The organism is Paenibacillus sp. p3-SID867 (assembly GCF_025142895.1).
Taxonomy (GTDB): domain Bacteria; phylum Bacillota; class Bacilli; order Paenibacillales; family Paenibacillaceae; genus Paenibacillus_AQ.
In genome coordinates this window covers 106,683-129,012 of sequence record NZ_JAMBDM010000011.1, presented here as the reverse complement: position 1 = coordinate 129,012, position 22,330 = coordinate 106,683, and the positions used below count along the sequence as shown (strand labels likewise).

Annotated in this window: 24 protein-coding genes and 1 pseudogene; 16 read left to right on the top strand and 9 right to left on the bottom strand. The window is 49.7% G+C overall.

Features of this window, described 5'->3' with window-relative positions:
* The first annotated feature begins 104 nt into the window (after positions 1–104).
* Complete coding sequence (locus M4D81_RS22440; RefSeq protein ID WP_235612954.1) at positions 105–812, top strand: RNA polymerase sigma factor; 708 nt, start codon at positions 105–107, stop codon at positions 810–812.
* Between the two features lie 94 nt (positions 813–906).
* Complete coding sequence (locus tag M4D81_RS22435; protein WP_071217928.1) at positions 907–1,281, top strand: VOC family protein; 375 nt, start codon at positions 907–909, stop codon at positions 1,279–1,281.
* 150 nt (positions 1,282–1,431) lie between these two features.
* Here M4D81_RS22435 and M4D81_RS22430 read toward each other — a convergent pair whose 3' ends face one another.
* A complete protein-coding gene (locus M4D81_RS22430; protein WP_009595787.1) occupies positions 1,432–1,575 on the bottom strand; it encodes a hypothetical protein in 144 nt (47 codons plus the stop codon).
* Between the two features lie 251 nt (positions 1,576–1,826).
* Between M4D81_RS22430 and M4D81_RS22425 the strand changes: the two genes are divergently transcribed.
* Positions 1,827–2,591: an exodeoxyribonuclease III gene (locus M4D81_RS22425; protein ID WP_071217929.1), complete on the top strand. Its 765-nt coding sequence runs from the start codon at positions 1,827–1,829 to the stop codon at positions 2,589–2,591.
* A 97-nt stretch (positions 2,592–2,688) separates the two neighbouring features.
* Here M4D81_RS22425 and M4D81_RS22420 read toward each other — a convergent pair whose 3' ends face one another.
* The gene (locus M4D81_RS22420; RefSeq protein ID WP_071217930.1) at positions 2,689–3,588 is read right to left on the bottom strand and encodes a LysR family transcriptional regulator; all 900 of its coding nucleotides are present in this window, start codon (positions 3,586–3,588) and stop codon (positions 2,689–2,691) included.
* A 144-nt stretch (positions 3,589–3,732) separates the two neighbouring features.
* On the opposite strand from M4D81_RS22420, the gene M4D81_RS22415 reads away from it, so the two are divergent.
* Together M4D81_RS22415 and fabV are read left to right on the top strand one after the other, a co-directional pair.
* Positions 3,733–4,482 carry an SDR family NAD(P)-dependent oxidoreductase gene (locus M4D81_RS22415; RefSeq protein ID WP_071217931.1) on the top strand — a complete coding sequence of 250 codons (750 nt, stop codon included), beginning with the start codon at positions 3,733–3,735 and terminating at the stop codon, positions 4,480–4,482.
* Positions 4,483–4,707: 225 nt separating this feature from the next.
* Positions 4,708–5,898: an enoyl-ACP reductase FabV gene (fabV, locus tag M4D81_RS22410; protein WP_071217932.1), complete on the top strand. Its 1,191-nt coding sequence runs from the start codon at positions 4,708–4,710 to the stop codon at positions 5,896–5,898.
* 118 nt (positions 5,899–6,016) lie between these two features.
* Here fabV and M4D81_RS22405 read toward each other — a convergent pair whose 3' ends face one another.
* Complete coding sequence (locus M4D81_RS22405) at positions 6,017–6,709, bottom strand: GyrI-like domain-containing protein (protein WP_071217933.1); 693 nt, start codon at positions 6,707–6,709, stop codon at positions 6,017–6,019.
* Positions 6,710–6,803: 94 nt separating this feature from the next.
* Here M4D81_RS22405 and M4D81_RS22400 point away from each other — a divergent pair, with 94 nt between their 5' ends.
* Positions 6,804–7,295, top strand: a complete 492-nt coding sequence (locus M4D81_RS22400; protein WP_260068096.1) for a GyrI-like domain-containing protein — start codon at positions 6,804–6,806, stop codon at positions 7,293–7,295.
* A 135-nt stretch (positions 7,296–7,430) separates the two neighbouring features.
* On the opposite strand, the gene M4D81_RS22395 is transcribed toward M4D81_RS22400, so the two are convergent.
* Both M4D81_RS22395 and M4D81_RS22390 read right to left on the bottom strand, forming a co-directional pair.
* Entirely contained in the window at positions 7,431–8,285 is an 855-nt protein-coding gene (locus M4D81_RS22395; RefSeq protein ID WP_260068095.1) for an AraC family transcriptional regulator, read from the bottom strand.
* 152 nt (positions 8,286–8,437) lie between these two features.
* Positions 8,438–9,535, bottom strand: a complete 1,098-nt coding sequence (locus M4D81_RS22390) for a DUF3626 domain-containing protein (RefSeq protein WP_260068094.1) — start codon at positions 9,533–9,535, stop codon at positions 8,438–8,440.
* A gap of 226 nt (positions 9,536–9,761) precedes the next feature.
* Here M4D81_RS22390 and M4D81_RS22385 point away from each other — a divergent pair, with 226 nt between their 5' ends.
* Positions 9,762–10,523 (top strand): SDR family NAD(P)-dependent oxidoreductase, encoded by a 762-nt coding sequence (locus M4D81_RS22385; RefSeq protein ID WP_260068093.1) that lies wholly within the window; start codon positions 9,762–9,764, stop codon positions 10,521–10,523.
* 51 nt (positions 10,524–10,574) lie between these two features.
* Complete coding sequence (locus M4D81_RS22380; protein ID WP_260068092.1) at positions 10,575–11,024, top strand: YdeI/OmpD-associated family protein; 450 nt, start codon at positions 10,575–10,577, stop codon at positions 11,022–11,024.
* A gap of 181 nt (positions 11,025–11,205) precedes the next feature.
* Here the strand turns inward: M4D81_RS22380 and M4D81_RS22375 are convergent, their stop codons facing one another.
* The gene (locus M4D81_RS22375) at positions 11,206–11,937 is read right to left on the bottom strand and encodes an MORN repeat-containing protein (protein ID WP_260068091.1); all 732 of its coding nucleotides are present in this window, start codon (positions 11,935–11,937) and stop codon (positions 11,206–11,208) included.
* A gap of 173 nt (positions 11,938–12,110) precedes the next feature.
* On the opposite strand from M4D81_RS22375, the gene M4D81_RS22370 reads away from it, so the two are divergent.
* Together M4D81_RS22370 and M4D81_RS22365 are read left to right on the top strand one after the other, a co-directional pair.
* Positions 12,111–13,172 (top strand): suppressor of fused domain protein, encoded by a 1,062-nt coding sequence (locus tag M4D81_RS22370; RefSeq protein ID WP_071218141.1) that lies wholly within the window; start codon positions 12,111–12,113, stop codon positions 13,170–13,172.
* Between the two features lie 150 nt (positions 13,173–13,322).
* Complete coding sequence (locus M4D81_RS22365) at positions 13,323–14,306, top strand: diaminopimelate dehydrogenase (protein ID WP_071217940.1); 984 nt, start codon at positions 13,323–13,325, stop codon at positions 14,304–14,306.
* A gap of 49 nt (positions 14,307–14,355) precedes the next feature.
* On the opposite strand, the gene gdhA is transcribed toward M4D81_RS22365, so the two are convergent.
* Together gdhA and M4D81_RS22355 are read right to left on the bottom strand one after the other, a co-directional pair.
* On the bottom strand, positions 14,356–15,735 hold the full coding sequence (gdhA, locus tag M4D81_RS22360) for an NADP-specific glutamate dehydrogenase (RefSeq protein ID WP_071217941.1): 1,380 nt from the start codon (positions 15,733–15,735) through the stop codon (positions 14,356–14,358).
* A gap of 517 nt (positions 15,736–16,252) precedes the next feature.
* Positions 16,253–17,089, bottom strand: a complete 837-nt coding sequence (locus M4D81_RS22355; RefSeq protein WP_071217942.1) for a YitT family protein — start codon at positions 17,087–17,089, stop codon at positions 16,253–16,255.
* Positions 17,090–17,408: 319 nt separating this feature from the next.
* On the opposite strand from M4D81_RS22355, the gene M4D81_RS22350 reads away from it, so the two are divergent.
* On the top strand, positions 17,409–18,173 hold the full coding sequence (locus M4D81_RS22350) for an SDR family oxidoreductase (protein WP_260068090.1): 765 nt from the start codon (positions 17,409–17,411) through the stop codon (positions 18,171–18,173).
* A 135-nt stretch (positions 18,174–18,308) separates the two neighbouring features.
* Positions 18,309–18,845: an SMI1/KNR4 family protein gene (locus tag M4D81_RS22345; RefSeq protein WP_260068089.1), complete on the top strand. Its 537-nt coding sequence runs from the start codon at positions 18,309–18,311 to the stop codon at positions 18,843–18,845.
* Positions 18,846–19,018: 173 nt separating this feature from the next.
* Here the strand turns inward: M4D81_RS22345 and M4D81_RS22340 are convergent, their stop codons facing one another.
* Positions 19,019–19,357 (bottom strand): VOC family protein, encoded by a 339-nt coding sequence (locus M4D81_RS22340; protein WP_260068088.1) that lies wholly within the window; start codon positions 19,355–19,357, stop codon positions 19,019–19,021.
* A 339-nt stretch (positions 19,358–19,696) separates the two neighbouring features.
* Here M4D81_RS22340 and M4D81_RS22335 point away from each other — a divergent pair, with 339 nt between their 5' ends.
* The 4 genes and pseudogenes from M4D81_RS22335 to M4D81_RS22320 all read left to right on the top strand — a co-directional run bounded on the left by M4D81_RS22335 (position 19,697) and on the right by M4D81_RS22320 (position 22,237).
* Positions 19,697–20,878 (top strand): multidrug effflux MFS transporter, encoded by a 1,182-nt coding sequence (locus M4D81_RS22335; RefSeq protein WP_260068087.1) that lies wholly within the window; start codon positions 19,697–19,699, stop codon positions 20,876–20,878.
* A 333-nt stretch (positions 20,879–21,211) separates the two neighbouring features.
* On the top strand, positions 21,212–21,370 hold the full coding sequence (locus M4D81_RS22330) for a hypothetical protein (protein ID WP_260068086.1): 159 nt from the start codon (positions 21,212–21,214) through the stop codon (positions 21,368–21,370).
* Positions 21,330–21,773 (top strand): annotated as a pseudogene (locus M4D81_RS22325) (penicillin-binding protein); the annotation flags it as partial. The gene M4D81_RS22330 and the pseudogene M4D81_RS22325, both read left to right, overlap by 41 nt.
* 230 nt (positions 21,774–22,003) lie before the next feature.
* On the top strand, positions 22,004–22,237 hold the full coding sequence (locus M4D81_RS22320; RefSeq protein ID WP_260068084.1) for a hypothetical protein: 234 nt from the start codon (positions 22,004–22,006) through the stop codon (positions 22,235–22,237).
* The last annotated feature ends 93 nt before the right edge of the window (positions 22,238–22,330 follow it).

The window sequence follows — 22,330 nt, the reverse complement described above, 5'->3', positions numbered from 1 at the left end:
GTGGGGAGGCGGTTTTTTTGTATGGGTGCGTATATGGAACAGGGACGGCGCAAACATTCAGCAGGAAAACGTAGGCACTCGCAGAACTAGTTAGCGAGGTGGGAATGATGATGCCGAAGTATATGCCGGACTTATCCAATGTGCAGGCGAAGCTGCACCGGTACTGTATGCGAATCTCAGGAGATCCATGGGAAGCGGAGGATCTGCTGCAGGATGTCATGTTAAAGGTGATGCGAGCCGTTGAAACCGATCCTGGAAAACATCTGTCCAATGCCTATTTATATCGCATCGCAAGCAACGCGTGGAAGGACCGACTGAAGAAGGATAAGCCCGGAATGAGGGTTTCCGAGGATGCGTTAGGAGATAGGGCGGCCGAGGATGACGGCTTGTCCACCAGAGAGCTCTTGGAGGCCTTAGCGGACCGGTTGTCCCCACGGGCGATGGTTATTTTGCTGCTGATGGACGTTTTTGATTTCACGGCCAGGGAGACGGCTGATTTTCTCTTCATGTCGGAAGGGACGGTTCAGGTGTCGCTCGGACGTGCGCGAACCAGGCTGAAGAAGCTGCATCGCTTGCAGCAAACAGGCATGGAACCTAAGCTGCAAGCGAAATCCCGGGCAGGCACAGCGGCAGGACTGGATTTGGATGGGCTTGTGGAGGCTTTTCGGAAAAGGGATCCCAAAGCCATTTGTACCTCGTATCTCCAATTGACGAAGCTGCGAATAAGAATAAGCAAATTGAGCCGGGTTGGCGGAGCCCTTGCATTTTATATGGAAGATCCGGATGGAAACGTATGGAAACTTACGGAATAAAACATTATATTTGGACGCTGTTTGGTTTTAGCCCGAAATTTCGTTACTTATGTGTCAGCAGCTATATAAGCAAATCAAAGAGGAGGAAGGTATTTTGAAAAAATCCCTTTTGTACGGCGTTGGCATCTTTGTACCGGTCAGTGATCTGAAGCGTTCGACGGCCTGGTATACGGATATGCTCGGGTTTGAAGTGATCCATACGGATGAACCGAATGCGGTGGTCATGCGAATGAATGATGAGAAGGTTTCCTTCTGCCTCGTGCGGTCCTATGAAGTGAAGCAGCCGGTTTTTCCCAGAAATGATTATGGCGTGGGGCAATACTTCAACCTGCATACCACGAATGTAAGTGAAATTCATCAACGATTGGTTGCCAAGGGAGCCGACGTGACGGAAATTGAGGATTTTGGCGGGTTCAAGGGCTTCTCCCTGACGGATCCAGACGGCAACCGCTGCGGAGTGACGGAGTAACGACAGCGAGAAGCAGAATGGCTATAACCGACGGGCATCGTGTTTGCCCAGACGATCGATTAGGAAAAACACCCATTCATTGACTTGGCATGGATGGGTGTTTTTGCTGCGGTGATTATCGAATGTACATCAACAGTCGTATCAAATCCGTTATTCCTGATCCCGACAGTGCTCCTCGGCCGCCGAAGTAAACTCTTCCTCATTCTCGGAAGCAAGTTTATCACCGTATTGGTCCAATCGTTCAGGGCTGCTGGAAGGACCGTCGTTCTTAGGTTTGCTGTTTCTGCCTGTCATGCTGTGTTCCCTCCTTATGTGGGGTTCTCATCGATTGCGAACGTACGAATGATCGTACTTTGCGAACGTTTATGTTGTTCCTGATTTGGCTCGGGATTATGCACGCAGGGTCTCATCTTCCGTTTATGAAGTTATGATGAAAGCGCTCGTAGCTGCTTGTTCGTTTCAGCCGTGAATGATACCATAATAGAATTTAGAAGATTCATAGATTCAACACGCTTAAACGATATGGATACCACGGAGGTTGCGATATGAAGCTAGTGTCATGGAACGTCAATGGATTGCGGGCCTGCGTAACGAAGGGATTTATGGATTATTTTCAGCAGGTGGATGCCGATATATTTTGCGTGCAGGAAACGAAACTGCAAGCGGGGCAGATCGAGCTCGATTTAGGGCCGGAATATCAACAATATTGGAACTATGCGGAGAAGAAGGGGTACTCGGGAACGGCGGTATTTACGAAAATTGCCCCATTGTCCGTTCGCTATGGTCTGGAGGAAGACAGCGAGCCCGAGGGCAGAGTGATCACGCTGGAGTTTGAGGACTTCTATCTCGTAAACGTGTATACGCCGAATGCGAAGCGCGACCTGAGCAGACTGGATTATCGGCTGGAGTGGGAGGAGCGGTTCCGTGCTTACTTGCTTCAGCTTGACGAATGTAAACCCGTGATCGTATGCGGCGACTTGAATGTGGCGCATCAGGAAATCGATTTGAAAAATGCCAAGTCTAATCATGGCAATTCCGGCTTCACCCTGGAGGAGCGCGGCAAAATGACCGATCTGCTGGCAGCGGGCTTCATCGATTCCTTCCGCCACTTCTACCCGGACCGTACGGACGTATACAGCTGGTGGTCTTATATGGCCAAGGTAAGGGAGCGGAATATCGGCTGGCGCATCGATTATTTTCTGGCGTCTGCCCGTTTAACCGAGAAGCTGAAGGATGCCGAGATCGACTGCCATGTGATGGGAAGCGATCATTGCCCGGTGAGTTTGACGCTCAGCGAGTCATTGCGTTAAAATTCAGATTTTTAAAAAAAGCCAACCGAAGAGCAGGGGACTGGATAACAGCCTTGCCTACGCCGGTTGGCTTTTATATTGAAAGCAAAGGCTCCGTTCACCCAATCTGATGCTTCAGCTTGTCCAGAAAGATCGAGGCCGGCTTCGACAGATGGTGTGTTCCGGGCTGTACCCATCCGAATGAAGAAGCAGTGTGGCCGGGGGGCATCTCCAGCTCCAGCGTTACGATGTTTCCCGAAGGTACGGGTGTGAAGCTGGAGAAGGACAAATCGACCCCCACCGTGACCGCTACATTTTCTTCGACGACCTTCTGTATGACCCTTGTCTGGTTGGTTGAGAAGAGCAGATCCATTTCCCCGTACTGCTCCTCGAATACATCCATCAGCTTGAACAGACTGTCATCCTTGTAGAGAACCAAGGGATATTTACGCAGTTCTTCGGGCGTGATCGATTGCCGCATGGCAAGTGGAGATTGACGGCTGACCCCCACCACGAATTTGCTCTCCAGCAGCTTGCCGAAGTGAAGTCCGCGGTGTTGATGAATGGTGGAATCATCCACAAAAATCAAACCGATATCCGCATGATTTTGTTTGATATCCTCAATAATATCAAGTGTCGCTTTTTCCGTAATTTCGAGTTTGATCTGGGGGAAGTCCTTTTTGAACTGGATAATGGCATCGATGGACAGCGTTAAGGGGACCGGAACCGTAGCAATCCGCAAAGATCCGCTCAGCAGGTTGGAATATCCTTCGGCTTCTGATTTCAGCTCCTGGAATTGTTCCAAAATGGCATAGGCTTTCTGGAGGATTCGCTGGCCCTCTGCTGTGGGTACGGCACCAAGCCGCGATCGGGTGAACAAGGAGAAGCCGAACTCGGCTTCCAGGCTGGACACTGCTTGGCTGACGGCGGAAAGGGTAACGTTGCAATTCTGGGCTGCTTTGGTTAACGATCCTGTCTTGGCTGTCTCCACGATATATTCCAGTTGTTCAAGATTCATATGACCCCATCCTTAATCTGTAATTAAGTAATATTAATTAGGTTTAAATTTACTTAAATATAACGCAGCGTTACAATGAACACAAGGACATGGACACACAATGTTCAAACAATAACGCTATTATACCCTAGGAGGTCATTGATAATGTCAGAACAACGTGTAGCGGTAATTACCGGCGGAGCGAGCGGAATCGGTCGTCAGGTCTCCCTTAAATTTGCAAGAAAAGGCGATCGTGTCGTCGTTGCCGATTATAATGAGGCAGCTGGTCAAGAGACGGTCGATTTGATCAAAAAAGAAGGCGGCGAAGCCACTTTCGTTCAAGTCGATGTTTCCAAACAAGAAAGCGTCGAGGCGCTTGTGGATAGAGCGGTTGAGCTTTACGGCCGCATCGATGTCATGCACAACAATGCAGGTATTGGCGGGGCTGGACCGGTCCTCGAGCAGAATATGGATCTCTATCATCGCACCATTAACGTGAATCAGCACGGGGTGGCTTACGGTATTATCGCAGCAGGCAGAAAGATGAAAGAGCTTGGCATTAAAGGCGTGATCATCAATACAGCATCCGTATTCGGATTCCTGGCTTCACCGGGAACGTTTGCTTATCACGCTACAAAAGGCGCCGTCATCATGATGAGCAAATCCGCTGCGCTTGAACTGGCACCATATGGCATTCGCGTCGTTGCCGTTGCTCCTGGAGCAGTGGATACACCGATTATCCAAGGTTATAAGGATTCCGGGATGCTGGATTCCATGAGAGCCAAAGTCATGGGCGGTGAATTAACACAGCCTGAGGTTGTTGCGGATACCGTGTATCTCGTGTCACTGGATGAAGCCGCTGCGATTACAGGCAGCGTGGTCATGGCTGACCAAGGTTACGCTTCATTTAAATAATGTAACGGTCACATAATGGATTGCTAATTATCAATATACGCTAATAAAAACCTCTCTTTTGAATGGATGCTGGCTGCAGCCAGCATGATTCGAAGGAGAGGTTTTCTTGGTTTTCCTGTCAAAAGATTTCCTCTCTCCACAAAAAACAGGTAAAATAGAAAGGAAATTTAAAAGACCATACATATGGTGTCAGACGATGAATACTAAGAAGAGAGGTATATAAATATGATCATTAAACCTAGAACACGCGGATTTATTTGCACAACATCCCATCCTGTAGGCTGCGAAGCCCAGGTGCAGGAGCAGATTGATTATGTGTTACAACAGCCTGGCATTGAGGGCCCGCGTAATGTGCTGGTTATCGGCGCTTCCACCGGGTACGGCTTGTCGGCCAGAATTGCTGCCGCATTCGGCTCCCGGGCAAATACTGTAGGCGTGTATCGTCCCAGCCAGGCAACCGAGAAGCGGACCGCTTCGGCAGGCTGGTATAATTCGGTCGCATTCGAGAAGGCAGCGGAGGCTGCAGGCTTAAAATCGTTCAGCGTGACAGGAGATGCTTTCACGCAAGAGACCAAAGCCAAGACGGTTGAGCTTATCCGCAAGGAGCTCGGAAAGGTTGATCTCGTGGTGTACAGTGTTGCTTCGGCCCGCCGTACGCTGCCTGACACGGGTGAGACGGTCAGCTCCGTATTGAAGCCGATCGGACCGGCCTATACCAACAAGACGGTAAACTTCCATACGGGTGAAGTGACGGAGGTAACGATTGAGCCGGCCACGGAAGAGGAAGTGAAGAACACCGTAGAGGTGATGGGCGGCGACGATTGGGAATTATGGATGAATGAGCTGGCGGAAGGCGGCGTGTTGGCTCCTGATGTGACCACGATTGCGTTCTCCTACATCGGCTCCGAGATTACCAAAGCCATCTACCGGGATGGATCCATTGGACAAGCCAAGGATCATCTGGAGGCAACCGCGCTGAAATTGAACGAGAAGCTTGCTGCCGGAGGCGGGCGAGCTTATGTAACGGTCAGCAAAGCGTTAGTGACCCAATCCAGCTCGGCGATCCCCGTCGTTCCGCTGTACGTATCGGCGCTGTACAAAGTGATGAAGGAGAAGGGGCTTCACGAAGGCTGCATCGAGCAGATCTATCGTCTATTCTCCGACCGCCTCTATAAAGGGCAAGAAACGCCGGTGGATGAGAAGGGTCGCATCCGTATCGACGATTGGGAGCTTCGCGAGGATGTACAGGCCGAGGTAGCCGAATTGTGGAGCAAGGTAACAAGCGAAAATATTGAAGAATTGACTGACCTTGCCGGTTACCGCCGCGAGTTCTTCCAACTGTTCGGCTTTGAAACCGATGGCGTGGATTACGATGCGGATGTTAATCCAGTCGTCGATAATCCGAAAGCCATTTAATAAGTACAAGCGAGAGTCCAGGATCATATCCAGGACTCTCTTTTTTATATCATCAAGGCCGAATTCTTTATTCTCATATTGTTCCGTGACAAATGTGTTTGGGAAGCCTCTGATTCATTCAGGTTATAGGTATGTAGATTTGGGCCTTAGAGGCATGTACCGAGGTTCTCAGCTCCAAGCTGTAGAGCGACGGGTTTGGCGTAAGGGCACGTTGTTTCAACTGCTGGATAACATAGGCATAGGACTGGTCGGTATCCTCCCGGTCGGAATGCCCCTCATGGATGTACATGGCATATTCCTGTGTCGGCAGGGTTAAACCCACCATCCGCTCCGGCGTATCACGAATCGTCGTTACCTCCATTCCGGCTACATAGTGATAGATCTGCTGTCGATTCAAAACAGCGGCAATATACAAGGGCTTCGACGTTTTCTTGCGGATATATGGAATTTCCTCCATACGGTCCTGGAGTTCCTGCCAGAGCTTTGGCTTGAGGGCTTGGGACATATAATAGGCCGTAAATGGAAGCTTCATCTCCAGGCCGACGATCAGCGTTTGCGGTTTGATGATCCGCTGAATAGATTCATTCGTCTGTGCGGAACGTTCTCGCTTTTGCCGCGATGTCAGAATGGAGTAGCCGCCGTTTTTCCCCTCATTGGCGTATAAAGGGACACCTAAACGAGACAGCTCATGAAGATAGCGGAGCATCGTACGGTACGATACCGAGAATTCTTCGGCTAATTCGCCAACAGTGAAGTTTTGCCGTTCATACACCCGCTGCATGACCTTAAGGATGCGTTCGGTTTTGGGCATGTTTTCGCTCCTGTGATTTTTTTATACTGTGACAGTTTCTGGCATAGTTCAAGTATATAATGAAACCAAATACAGGATAAAGGAGCATTTACTGATGACAATCGATCAACGAAACGAAGCAGCGGTTACGACTAAGGAAGCTTTTCAGGCGATAGGATTGAAGTGGGAAGGCACATTTGCCGAGGCGGGTGCAGGCGGGATACGTGCAGTGCATCGGTTGATGCAAGAGCGGCTCGCGGAGATCCCCCATGCCGTGCATACCGACACGCTGCTGGGGCTATCTTATCACGCTGTTCCCGGTGGTGACGGATTTATTCACTACGCGGTCGTGGAAGTGGAACGGATCGACGAAGTGCCGGAGGGGATGGTTACGATATCCGTTCCCGCATCAACCTATGCCACTTGTACTCATCGGAAAGAGCAGCACATCGATCAATCCTATAACAATATCTATGCCTGGATCAAAGAACAAGGTTACTCGGAATATAACCCGGATCATTTAACGCATTTCGAAAAATATCCGATGAGCCAGGATCCCTATGCGGATGACCCCGAATTTATCATTATGATTCCTGTTCAAATATGAGAACATGAAAGTCCTCGAAGGATTGGGGACGCTGGGCTTGTTTCATATAGGCGGGGAAAAATGATGGAGTGCTCACCGCACGATATAGATCTTCGTAGCGGTGAGCAAAAAATACGTCGTTACTGCGGAGTTGTATTAAGCCTTTCTAATCACGGGAATCCATAACTCGTTCTTATGCTCGTCCGGAGGAAGATAGCATTCGATGGCGGGAAGCGGCGCGAGATCATAAGTTTGGGATGGTATCCACTCCGTATAAAGACGTTTCCACATCTCTGCAATGCCGCTTGGATCTCCTTCCAGCTCGAATACGGCCCAAGTGGCGGCAGGGAAATGTCGCTGTACCATCGGTTCCTGAGGCGTATCCGTGGATACGACGGACATGATGTAGTCAAAATGCTCATTCTTCCCGTAGTCACCGTCTGCACAAACACCCAGTATTCCGCGGATCGGATGGTCCTGCACACGATAGTTCCATAATTCCTCGAAAATGCCCTTCTCCTGGGCCTCTATCCAGAGACGGGGAACGTCTTCATAAGCACGCTGCGTGCTTACCTTCTCCTTGAAACCGACAACGGAAAACTCCTTCATTTCTTCGATTCTGTAATTCATTTCGGCAGCCCCTCGCATTGAGAATTGAAAGGAGATGCGGGGATAGGCCTTCAGTTTGGTGCCGGTCTGGCGTGCAGCCGTCGGCGTTGTGCCATGCATGTTCTGGAACGCACGCGCGAACGCCTCCGGGGAATCATAACCATATTTAAGCGCCAGATCAATTACTTTGATATCGCTGTTTTGCAGCTCGTAAGCGGCCAGTGTCAGCCGGCGTCTCCGTATGTATTCGGACAGCGACACATCCGTAATGAACGGAAACATGCGTTGAAAATGATAAACGGAGCAGCATGCGATCTGAGCAGCTTCAGCGTAATCGATCTCCTCGGTTATGTGCTCTTCTATATAGCCTATGGCCTCATTCATCCGCTTTACCCAATCCATCCGGTCATCATCCTTTCTAAGATCAATATATAAGAAGCTGCGTTTGCTAGGCCTAGCCGTTGCTGAACGGATTCCGCTAGCCCGGTTATCTAAATCAAACCATCATTCCAATGCAGCTACTAGGCAAAAAATACAGCTTAGCGGTTTGGCGTCTACGGATACGAATGTCCATACTTTACGAGCACATGCCACAGCTGTTTGAGATGCTGGAAGGTTTCATCATATGTTCCCCAATCGCTCCATTCGCTTGAATCATGGTGCAGTTGGGCAGCCGCTTTGCCGATAATGGCTGCATCCAGCATGCCCAGCGAGCCTCCAAACCGTTGATCGATCCGCTTGGCGAGCGGCGGCATGGCGGGTCCCCGAAAATCATCCGGAACATCCTGTACAGCAAGGCAGAAGCCGGGATGCCAGGACAAGGTGAGGTTATACCGTTCACATAAAGCATGAAGCAAATGTCCAATTGGGGTGTTCCTATAGGAAGGATCGGCTACCAGGGCCTCCACATCGCTGGACAAGTCGATGACGCCATGGATCTGCGCTTCAATATAATCATCCAAGGAACGACCGACAGGCACGGAAGAACCGATATACGATGAAGGCAGATGAAGAAGCCGTTCCAGCATGGATGGAATGTCCACATTCGGGGAACCCAGGGCCGAGCCAGTGGACTCAACTTGATGCAAGAGTGCAGCGAGAATGGAATCCCACCGACGGAGCGTGCCTACATACTCGGGACCTGCATGACTGTCTCCGAACGTAAAGGTACAGCGGTTCAATACGTTAGGGGACAGCACCAACAAACAGGAGCCAAAGCGGGGAGACGCGCCATCGACATAATTCATAAGATTAAGTCCTCCGTATTTCGGCCGCTCGTCGTTAAGCACACCGGGCTGCTGGTAGGCTCCGCCAAACAGGAGCCGTTCCCATTGGTCGCGGTCACCGCCCGGATAAGCGGTCTTGCTTCCATTGGTCACGCTCGTGGTGAACTGGTTATGATATATGCCTTCTGCCAAGAGGGATTCGATGACAGCGTGTCCGGCGGGCAGTATCCGATCCGGATGGAAATTCAACGTGACGCGGGCAGATTTTTCGATATGGGTTAACAGTGAGCCGATCGTTACGAAATCTTTTCCATGCTTCCGCAAGATGTGCTCCGTCATTTTCAAGGCGGCCCTTCGCTGGCCCGCCGCTGTTGATTCGACATGAAGAATCGCTTGTTGCTGCGCTTCAGATAACTGTTCGTTCATACTTGGATTTCCTCCATACTCTCCATACTAAACAACGATCGCATTGATCCTCATCATTTCTAGTCCACGGGCTGTGATTCCTCTATTGCTGCTGCAAATGAACGTATTCTTAGTACTTAACGGGATGAATTTATAGAGAAGGGGGACGGGCAAAGATTGCTGCTGACCAGCCATCATGCTTTAATGAAACTAACATAAATGTATATAAGAGATGGAGGTATTATATATGCAGCCTAATTTCAGCATACAGGATAAGATCGCAATCGTGACGGGGGCCAGCAAAGGCATCGGTTATGGACTAGCCCAAGCGTTGGCAGCGGCAGGGGCCAAGGTTGCCGTCATGGCACGAAGCACGGACCTGCTCCATCCATTGGTTGAGGAAATCTCTCAGGCAGGAGGTCAGGCCAAGGCATATGAGCTGGACGTCCGGAATGTGGAGCAGATCCGATCTGTATTTGGTCAGGTAGCCAAGGATTTCGGCCGGCTCGATATCGTGGTCAATAACGCGGGTCTGGGAGAGGGGGTGCTGGCGGAAGACATCACGGAGGATTATTGGGATGAGATGATGGACGTGAATTTGAAGGGCGTATTTTTCTGCTGTCAGGCCGCTGGCCGTATCATGCTTGAGCAGGGGTTCGGAAAAATCATTAACGTCAGCTCCCAGGTGAGTGTCGTTGGGATTACGGAAGGGGCAGCCTATTGCGCCTCCAAAGGCGGCGTAAATCAGCTGACGAAGGTGCTGGCGCTGGAGTGGTCCAGCCGTGGCGTGAACATTAATGCCGTCGGCCCTACGTTCATCCATACGCCGGGAACAGCCGAGCGTTTGGACTCCCCTGATTTTCGTGACGGCGTCCTGGCACGGATCCCGGCAGGGCGGATCGGCACCATAGGCGATGTGGCCGGAGCCGTTATTTATCTCGCCTCCCCGGCATCTGATCTCGTTACAGGCACTCTGCTTCTTGTGGATGGCGGCTGGACGGCACAATAAAGCTGCGTTGGTGTAGATGTAACCCATGATTTTTAACTGGAGGATACAGAAATGGAATTTCGAACGAAAATAGTGCTAGGCAGTAAGACGGCAACAGGGTTTCAGGTACCGGATGAAGTGGTGGAAGGCCTCGGTTCCGGCAAAAAACCCAAAGTTACGGTCACCATCGGCAAGCATACCTATCGCAGTACCATCGCCCCTATGGGAGGCGTATTCATGCTGCCGCTTAGCGCAGAGAACCGGCAAGCAGCGGGAGTTGCGGCGGGTGACGAAGTGACCGTTCAGATTGAGCTTGATACCGAGCCGCGCGAGATCACGGTACCCGATGATTTTTCCGCGACTCTGGATCAAAACTCGGTGGCACGACAATACTTCGATGGTTTGTCCTACAGTAATAAACGCCGCTTGGTGCTGTCGATCGAGGGGGCCAAGACGATGGAAACCCGGCAGCGGCGAATCGAAAAGACCATCACGATGCTGAACGAGGGACGCTCACAGTAGAGATATTGCCGAATTAATGGGGGATATCATTCTGGTCGAGAAGCCGGATCATTATACGTTGCAGTATGCCCTCAAGGGTCCTGCGTCATAGATATTCATGATTAATATCCTTTGTTAATAGAAGAACCCGGTCTTGCTATTGGCAAGTTACCGGGTTCTTTGACGGTTGTATGGGGCTGGGTTATTTTAACGGAACCTGCTTGGACAATGCTTCAAATTGTTCCAGGTGAGGATTCACTTTGCTTTGAATGCTCTTGAAATAACGAATCGCGGCGTCATTTTGACGCTGTTCAGCCGCCGAGTTGGCAGGGAAGATCGAAGATTTTTTGTTGATGTTGCCGTTTTTGTAGTGAACGCTGAACATCGTTCCGGCGGCCCAGGCTTGCTTCATGTTTCGATTGAAACCCATGATTTCGAGCGATTCCTTGCCTTTCTTGTAGGTAAAGCTGTAGTCGGGATCCGCGACGGCATGAATGACATCGTATCCGCTTTGGAAGACGCCTGCCTGGAATGTCCCCTTCTGGATCTGATTCCATCGAACGGACCCGTCAGGCAACGTCACCTTATGCGTCAGGATGCCTTCGCCATCCATTTTGTCGTTGTTCCAGCGGCCGGTATATACCACCTTATGCGTCTCACCGTCTAATTGGTATTCGTTAATGTATTTACCGTTTCCGGTGCGCTTCCCGTTAATGAATTCGCCGGAATATTGTTTGCCATTTCCCCACTTGATCGTACCGCGACCATTGGGCTGGCCGTTGGCTGCTTCACCGTAATAGGATGTCCGTTCGGAGATCTGTATCCATTCCTTGGCGGAGGCCGCATCGACGGAACCCGGCAGCGGGGCTAGCGAAGTGGCTATAAGCGAAGCTGAAAGTGTTAAGGTTACGGATAATGCCGTTATTTTTTTCATGAACATGTAGGCTCCTTTGTTGAGATGGTTCTATTATACACTTCGCTGGTTACTTCTTCATTCCTCTATGCGTCCTATATAATGAAGCGGAAGAGGATGGTGACTTGAATGATTGGGCCTACTCGGATATGGTTATATTTTTGGATGCACAGGATAACGGGAGGGAACAGGATATGACACATGAAGAAAACGCCGCAGGCTGGGACGCAATTGATGAGCAGCTGTTGAAGCTGTACGGGGAGCAGGAGCCGAAACATTACGGAGCCCTAATTCCTTATGCTCTTGGAGGACCCGATCCGCTGAATGGAATCAGCGCTTATACGTCGAATGCCCCTTTTCCCCATTGGCATATGGTCACTTATGGCTTTAGCGAGCTGTATGACAAGGAGTCGGACAATCCGGAGGAGAGCGGTTACGGATTCGAATTGACGTTCAGGCTGGCTAAGCGGGAGGACGAGGAAGAGCCGCCGGCGTGGGCGCTAAATCTGCTTCAGAACATGGGGAGATACGTGTTTAACAGCGGGAATGTTTTTCGCTCGGGGGATTATTTGGATGCCAATGGGCCGATCTGCCTGGGAGCCGATACGCAATTGACCGCACTTGCCTTCACCCTGGATCCCGAGCTGCCGGGGATGGATACGCCGAATGGTCGGGTAGAATTCCTGCAGATGGTTGGCATCACACGTGAAGAGCTCGAGGCGATGCAGACATGGAATACGCTTGGCGTATTACAAGCTTGTGCGGAGTATATGCCGCAGTACATAACGGATCTGGATCGGGATTCGCTGCTGAAGGTGCCTTCGATTTTGGAAGCCGTTGATCGGGGGAGAAAACAAGAGGGCTCGAACACCGGATTTCTCTACGTGAGCCAGCTGGCTTTTGAACCGGGGAAGAAGGGCTGGTTAAGTAAAACCCCGGCTACCTTACAAATAGGCGCCAAGCAGGCCGAAATTATCGGGAAGCTGCTGCAGGGCCGAATTCTGAAAGATAACAAACTGAGCCTTGTAGGCTCGGATGTTCGGGTCGTATTTGAGCCGGGGGAAGAGAGCCGCTGGACTGCAGAGGATGGAGATGTTACCCTTGTTTTGGACGATCGGACCGCGGGTGAATTTTCAAGCCGATTGCTGCCGCAGGTCAGCACCTTCGAGCTTTCTGGCTTGCAAGGAATTCGGATTGAAGTCCTGAAGACGGAAATCAAGGATCAAGAAGGAAATGTTGTACAAGTTATCGGATAGTACGGTGGAAAATAAGAATAACACAGATAGAAACAATTTCCTGTCCATATAAAATAGTTTACAATTTGAGTGATGTCTATATACTTATACTTTAAAGCGGTACATAAACATCATGCTACAGGAAATGGTTCTGACAAAGGGAGGATTACATTGAAAACATCTATTAAAGTAGGGATCGTAGGTTATGGAAATTTGGGCAAAGGCGTACAGAAAGCCATCGGGCAAAATCCGGATCTGGAGCTGGTAGCCATCTTCACGCGCAGAGACCCGCAGCAAATGCCGGCCAATTCCGGTGCTCGCTTCGAGCATATATCAGCGGCAGAGCAATATATCGGCAAGATTGACGTTATGATTCTGTGCGGCGGTTCGGCTACGGATTTGCCTGAGCAAACACCACAGCTTGCCAGCATGTTCAATACGGTAGACAGCTTTGACACACACGCGAAAATCCCTGAGTTTTTCGAGGAAGTCAACAAAGCGGCGATGGGCGGAGGCCATGTCAGCGTCATTTCGACAGGCTGGGATCCGGGCTTGTTCTCCATGAATCGTCTGCTTGCCGAAGCGATTTTGCCGGAAGGTAAGGATTATACCTTCTGGGGCAAAGGCGTGAGCCAGGGCCACTCGGATGCCATCCGTCGTGTTCCCGGGGTAAAGGCGGGCGTTCAATACACGGTTCCAGTAGAAGAGGTTATCAACCAAATCCGTTCTGGTGAAACACCGGAGCTTGCCACACGCGAGAAGCACCGGAGAGATTGCTTCGTCGTAGCGGAAGAAGGCGCGGACCAAGAGCAAATCCGTCAAACGATTGTGTCGATGCCTAACTATTTTTCCGATTACGATACAACCGTAACTTTCATTACGCAAGAAGAGCTTGAAGCTGAGCATGCAGGCATGCCTCATGGCGGATTTGTCATTCGCAGCGGCGTAACCGGAAGCGGTAATAAACAAATTGTTGAATTTGGCCTGAAGCTTGACAGCAATCCGGAATTTACGGCCAGTGTGCTGGTATCTTATGCAAGAGCTGCCCATCGTTTGAGCAGAGAGGGACAGCAAGGCGCCAAGACGGTGTTTGATATCCCGCTGGGATACTTATCTCCAAAATCGGCTGAAGAGCTCCGCAGCGAGCTTCTATAAGCTGCAAAAAGCCCTGCCGCATATGCGGCAGGGCTTTTTTTGTTCTTATTTATACGATACCTTGTGCGATCATGGCATCAGCTACTTTAATAAAACCTGCGATGTTGGCACCAGCCACAAGATTGCCGGCTACGCCATATTCTTCTGCAGCATCTACGGCACTGCTGTAGATGTTTTTCATGATCTGATGGAGCTTTGCATCCACCTCTTCAAAGGTCCATGACATTCTCATGCTGTTCTGGCTCATCTCCAGCGCGGATACGGCAACCCCGCCTGCATTGGCGGCTTTAGCCGGTCCGAACAACACGCCGCTGCTGATGAACTGCTCAATCGCTTCCAGCGTGGAAGGCATATTAGCTCCCTCACCGATGGCTTTTACGCCGTTCATGATGAGTGTCTTCGCTGCTTCTTCATCCAGCTCGTTCTGCGTGGCGCATGGAAGCGCGATGTCGCATGGAATGTTCCAGATGCCCGTGCAGCCTTCGGTATACTCGGCATGCGGGTGAATCTTGACGTATTCGCTGATCCGCAGGCGATCCCGTTCCTTGAGCAGTTTGACGGTCTCGAGGTTAATTCCGTCCGGATCATACAGGTATCCGTTGGAATCACTGCAGGCGATGACGTGCGCACCGAGCTGCTGTGCTTTTTCAATCGCATAGATGGAGACGTTGCCCGAGCCGGACACCACGACGCGGCTGTCTTTGAAGCTAAGGCCCTGCGAAGCCAGCATCTCCTGTACGAAGTAGACGCAGCCGTAACCGGTTGCTTCCGTACGTGCCAGGCTTCCGCCATAGATGACGCCTTTGCCTGTCAGCACGCCGGCCTCATGTCCTCCGCGGATACGCTTGTATTGGCCGAACATATAACCGATCTCGCGAGCGCCGACACCGATATCGCCGGCAGGCACATCGGAATCAGGTCCGATATGGCGGTAGAGCTCGGTCATGAAGCTCTGGGTAAAACGCATGACTTCCTGATCGGATTTGCCTTTTGGATCGAAATCCGAGCCGCCCTTGCCGCCGCCGATGGGCTGGCCTGTGAGCGCATTTTTGAAGATTTGTTCAAAGCCAAGGAATTTGACGATGCCGGCATAAACCGAAGGATGGAACCGGATGCCGCCTTTGTACGGACCCAGCGCGCTGTTAAACTGGACGCGGAACCCGCGGTTTACTTGGGTTTTGCCTTGATCATCCACCCATGGTATACGGAAGGTGATCATTCGTTCAGGCTCGACAAGGCGTTCCAGAATACCGTGTTCCCGATATTTCGGATGCTGGGCTAAAACAGGGACGAGGGAATCGACAAATTCCCGGACGGCTTGATGAAATTCTTTCTCGTGCGGATCCCGGGCCACCACTTGGTTATAGATGGATTCCACATAGTCTTTCGCGGCATTAAGGGGTGAAGAAACAGAAATATTCGTAGTCACTTTTGCGATGCACTCCTTCAAATCGTTAAAGTAGAATTGCGTGATAAATCGTCGGTTTTGCTGGAAAAGAAAGCCTGTCTCGGACAATTTGTACTAAAACATTAAAAGTTTGCACTCAGCATTTTTAAGTTAAAAAGAATTTTATAGAATCTTGCCTCGTATTACCAATAAAATGTTTTTTGCGAACTCATTAAATATTTCTATAAAGTTGTCATTTGGTGTAAGTTAATAAGCCATAACCCCATGTTTCGTGTAGCGAAAATGCAAAAAATGATCCGAATTTGTCATGGAAAAATACAAATAAAAGGAACTTTGCCTTCAATTTTTTCGGCATGTTTCGCGTCTGACTATATGGAAAAATTGGAATTTAATTACAGTGATTAAAGGCATGAAAAAATTTTTGGCAGCGATGTTTATTTTGGCATTAAGTGCCTTGACGGCATAATAAAAAAAGATCGAAACATGCCCAAACGGCTGTTTCGATCTTCTTCTTATTCATATAAGGATAAGTCCGGCTTTATTTCGAAATATCGATAAATCCTTCGCCAAACACGTCGCGTACGTCGTGAATCGTGACAAAGGCATTTTTATCCTCCGCACGGACGATTTTTTTGAGCATGGAAACTTCCTGTTTACTGATGACGATGTAGAGCACATCTTTGGTCTGACCGGTGTAATATCCATAACCCCGAAGTACGGTCACCCCGCGGTCCATAATCTCCGTAACCCGAATCGCGATGCGGTCATGATGAGTCGAGATGATGGTAACGGCCTTTTTGGGATTCAAGCCCTCGATAATGAACTCCATCGCCTTGGTTCCAATATAGAGGATGACCACGGTGAACATCACCTTCTCGATCCCGATTACAAAGACGGACAGTCCGGCCACGATCAGGTCAAAGAACAGCAGGGCATAACTGATATTCCAATCCCAATATTTATTAGCCAGACGGGCCAATATCACCGTACCTGCCGTTGTGCCGCCCACCCGGACGATGAGTCCAATTCCGACGCCGGCAAACAGCCCGGCGAAGATGGCATTGATCACCGGCTCATCCGAAGCGATGTGCCAGTTCTCCGTCAAGTGCAGGAACAGGGAGTGAAAGGCTACAACGATAATGGTATAGACGGTCGTTTTTTTATCCAGAAGCTTATAGCCGACAATCAGCAAAATTCCGTTAATCACTATGCCGACCAGCGCCGGGGACCATTTCAGCACATAAAACAGAATAATCGATATCCCGGTGACGCCGCCTTCGCCAAAATCGTTGGGAATGACGAATAAATTGACGGCCAGCGCAAAAATAAATGCCCCGATAAGCAGCATGATCATATCAAACGCTCTTTTTTTCATACGATATACCTCCATGACTTTCAACAAGCTCACAAAAAAAGCGACTAAAGGAAAAAATCATCCTTTAATCGCTTTATGCAAACACAGGTTGCGCAGCTCTTTTGATACTCTCATTATAATAATCATTACATGGAATGTAAATGATTTTAATTCACTGAGCGTAGGTGACGACGGAAATGCCTGCGTTGTAGCCCCCCCTTGCAGGCGGGGCATTTTTTATGGGGTTTATCGAGAGGAAGGCGAGAATAGGAGCGCAACATTTCGAAATGGGGTCTGTGATAAAACTAAAAGTGAAAGAAGAAGAGGGGATGATGAGAACATGAATACATTGAATGGGAAAGTTGCTATGGTCACGGGCTCCAGCCGAGGCATCGGACGTGCCATCGCGATACGATTGGCGAAGGAAGGAGCGTTGGTAGCCGTTCATTATGGCAAGAACCATGAGGCGGCGGAAGAGGTCGTCAGCGAGATAACACGGGCTGGAGGAGAAGCTTTCTTGGTAGGGGCAGATCTCGCATCCTCGGATGGAATAAGTGCCCTGTACGCGGCGCTGGATGAGACATTGAAAGCACGAACAGGCAATACGTATTTCGATATTCTGGTTAACAACGCAGGGATCGGCTTAGTGGAAACCATCGAGGAGACCACGGAGGAGAGCTTTGATGAAGTGATGCGAATGAACGTGAAGTCGCCATTCTTCATGATTCAGCAGGCTCTGCCACGTCTTCGGGACGATGGGCGCATTATCAATTTATCTTCTGCAGTAACGCGAATTTCCTTGCCTAATATTCCGGCGTATACGATGACGAAAGGGGCTATTAATTCACTGACCCTCTCTCTGTCGAGCCAGCTGGGTTCCCGCGGAATTACGATCAATGCGATCCAGCCCGGATTCGTAGCTACCGACATGAATGCTGCCATGCTTCAGGACTCGGCCTCGTTTCAATTCGGAGCCGGTTATTCGATCTTCGGAAGATGGGGTGAGCCTGGGGATATCGCCGACATAGCTGCGTTTCTGGCATCTCCGGACAGCCGCTGGATCACCGGTCAATGCATCGATGCCAGTGGAGGTTCCCATCTGTGACCTCGGTCTTAGCCGCAAATCCATGAACATGGAAAGAGCTTCATTCCGGCGGCATGATTCCTTTTTCCGGTATTTCCTCTATAATGTTTGAAGAAGTTACAAGGCAGGAAGTACCAGGATGGAGGAAGGCCAAGGATGTGGAATATCGATTTTGAGCAGGCGTACGACAAACGCGTGGGTGCCACCGAAGAACAGATGGCCCGTTTTGTTAAGGAGTGGAATGAGGAGCTGTCTGCGGCAGAAATAGAGGACATCAAGGGAAGACAAGTGAATCCTTTTCACAAAACGTCTCCCTTTTACGATCAATATACGCCGCTCGATCCTGCAGGTTGGAAGCTGCCTCAGCGAAGTTTTCCCGCTAGCTATTTGGACTTGTTGAAGTACTCCAACGGTGGAGAGTTTCAACAGGGAGAACGTCTTTTTCAGTTCTTTAGCACGGATGATCTGAGGGAGATGAACCTGGCTTACGAGCTGCCGGAGTATATGCCGAACGCGGTGTCGTTTGCCATGGATGGAAGCGGAAATCATTATATGTTCGATATGAGGGAAGATTCGATAAACGGTGAATATCCGATTCTGTTCGCGCATTCCGGCAGCTTGGGGTATGAGGAGTGCGAACAGGTTGCGAATTCTTTGCCGGCGTTATGCACGGAGAAGTGGGAGCTGTATTGAGAAGGATAGGAATGCAAGCAGGGAAACCCAGGGTCCAATTGGGGGAAGGAGGAAGCGTAGGATTACTCTTATTGGCAGGGTTAGCATATCTTGAAGGAGAAGGGCCCGCGCGTAATGTGCGGGCTCTTCTATTTTGCGCTCAGCAGTCGTTCACGTACCATGTAACTATGTCATTAGGCCAGTACTTCGACAGTAAAACCGCCCGGAGCTTTAACGTAGAAGGTCCATCCGTGCGCTCTTTGAGGCGCTGTGACATCAAAGCCGTCATCGCTTAGACGCTGATGGATCTCATTTACCTTTGCTTCGTTTTCCTGAATAAAGCCGATATGAAACGTCTTGGGATAGTTGACCTCGGTACCCCGCATTAAGGTCAGCACCATTCCCTGATCGTCAAACAGTGCTGCAAACGACTGGCCACGCTCGTCTCCAATTTTGAATCCGAAATAGGTTTGCAAAAATTCCTTTGCTGCGGTTACATCGGTGACGGTGAGGTTAAGATGGTTCAGTATCATAGCGTACACACTTCCTTTCCGGAGAATAAGTGATTCTTGATTCAAGCGTAGCACATGAATGCAAGTGGAGGGCTTACGCAGGTTTAGGCCCGGAACGGGTGGCAAAACCCGTCACATAAGTTGAATGTTTCAGATAAGACTTCGTACAAGCAAGAATAGGGAAACGTATTTTGACAGTGATTCTGCTATAATAATCGGTAGATATACCCCCCTTATTCAGAAAAAAAGGTGAATTTTCATGCTTTCATTTACTAGACTAACCAAATGCAAACCCCCGATCCCGTAATTTCTTTGCCAGCCAACTAGAGATTTTTTGAAATGATAAGGGGGATGTTAGCTGTGCAAAGAAAAATCTCAAATCCATCCATATGGCTATTGATTGTCCTTGTGGGTTTCCCGCAAATTAGTGAAACGATATATACACCATCATTACCGGATATTGCCCATCAATTGGGAGCAAGCAATAATGCAATCCAACTGACGCTCAGCATTTACTTTCTGGGCTTTGCCTTCGGCGTGTTTTGCTGGGGAAGGCTTTCGGATTCCATCGGACGTCGCCCTGCTATGCTGTGGGGCATCCTGGTTTATGGAATAGGCAGCTTGGGCTGCTATCTGTCCGGTTCGGCCGAATGGTTATTGGTGAGCCGATTCATTCAGGCCTTTGGTGCCAGCACCGGCTCGGTTGTCACCCAAACCATCTTACGTGAGAGCATCGATGGAGCCAAGCGACATGCGGTGTTTGCCCAGATTTCGGCTGCGCTTGCGTTTACGCCTGCTATTGGACCGCTCATTGGCGGCTGGGTGGATCAATCTCTTGGCTTCCGAGCGGTGTTCTTGACGCTGGTTTTAATGAGTGCCGCCATTCTGGCGTATACCTGGGCTTCTCTGCCTGAAACCAGAGTAAAGGCTACCTTGAAGATTAATACTCTCTCCGTAGCCAAGCGTCTTGTCACCGACCGCAGAATATGGGGGTTCGGTTTTCTCATTGGAGCCACCAACGGCATATTGTTCAGTTACTATGCGGAGGCCCCGTTTATTTTTATTGAATTTTTTCAGATGAGTCCCGGCGGATTCGGTTTCTTCGGTATCTTTGTTGCGATGTCATCCATCCTGGGTGCGATGCTGTCGAAGAAACTGCTGACCAGGCTCCAGGCTGAGCGCATTATCGTGATTGGCACGATCATTACGATGCTGGGGGCCCTTTCCCATACCGTTCTTGCTGTTAGCGGAATTAACGCCACCCTAATGCATATGGTGTTGATGGTAGCGTGCATTTTTATTCTTCTGCTCGGTATCGGAATGGCGATTCCGAATTGCCTTAGTCTGGCGTTGAACCAATATGGAGATGTGCTCGGAACGGCAGGAGCGATCTTCGGATTGGGTTATTACATTGTCGTCAGCCTGATTACCAGCGGCATGAGCCTTCTTCACAATGGCTCGTTAATCACAATGCCCTTGTATTTTCTTGGGCTTGGGGTTGTCATGGTTTGCGTGAGCAAGAAGTTGCTGGATATACGCTAAGGTAGTCCGGTATCTTGTTCAAGTTTCATATAGGATTGAAAAGAAGCTGTCCCATTCCTAGCAGGAGGGGCAGCTTCTTCTTGTTCCACTGGATAAATAGAGCGGCGGTGGTACGCCTACTGATAAAAGATGCCCCGCAGGAGTGGAATATTTATCCATAGTTTGGTGCCATTTTTTATGGGCATAAATCCTGGTGCCTAATTGTCATACGACATTTTGAAGTGTCTTGGCATTGTGAGTGACGAAATGACACTTGTTGATATGACAAGCCATTTGCCATACTCGGTTCAGCCAGTTGTTATAAGGCAAATACATTTTGAGGAGGGACCCTGTATGAATAAAAAGATTCGCACCATCGCGGTTCTGTTATTATCCGCTATGGCAACGACCGCTATTATCCCACCTAACAGCCGGACAGCTGCCGCAACAATGTCCACGACTAATGCACCAGGCTTTGAAAGTCATGAACGGGAAGTCTTCCCATATCTTTGATCCAAAAGGAACGATGACTCAAGGCGAATTCTCAGAAGTGCTGCTTCGCGGCCATGGGTGGCATAAACAGCCTTACATGATTGAACTCAATAAGAAGCAGATGAAAGCCGGACTGCCTAATTATCAGCCTAATTCTCCGATCACTAGACAAATGGCGGCGGTGATGATCCAAAACCTGAAGCAGGTAGAGCCTGGAACGAAGGTTAAACTGAGTGGCACAACGGATGCCTGGGCAGTTGAAGCCATCAAAGCGCTTATTTCTCAAGGGATCATGGACCCGGATACCAAGGTTAAATCTGATGGCTCCGTGAACTTCCGTTCAAAAGAACTTTTGAAACGTCAAGAGGCTAGTGCCTTGTTGGATCAAGCATTTAATTACTATACTTTACCGATTAGTCATTAATTTACCTGACTCGACTATAAACATGCTGAGACTGTCCTCCGTCCGAAACCTGACGAATTTCGATGCCCTGGCGGCATTGGATCACTTGGCCTTCCTCCATTTGTCGCTGCCGAAAGTCGAGCACCTGTGCGATTTCTCTCATATAAAATCTTCGGCAGCTCGAACTGGATTACATGAAATTCCTGCAGGTGATGGACAACCTGTGGACCGCGGACCGGTTGGAGGTTCTAATGCTGAAGGAGATTCCTACAAGGATCAAGGCAGAAGTATTCGATGGCTTAACAAGAATGGAGTGCCTGCGCCAGATAGACTTCCGGTTTATCGATACCGGCAAAGGCCGAATTGCAGCACTCCGCAAGCGAATGGCGGTAGTAGGCAAAGAGTATCTTCTCTATGAGAATATCCCTGAGGAGAAGCGGATACGCTCGATGGCTCTTGAGCATCTCTTGGAAATTTTGATGTAGGAATGCAGATGATCAACAAAATAATGAAAAGCCCGCAATGGTAGCGAGCTTTTTGCGATTTTAATCTTTGTATTCCTCTCCGCTCGCAGGCCG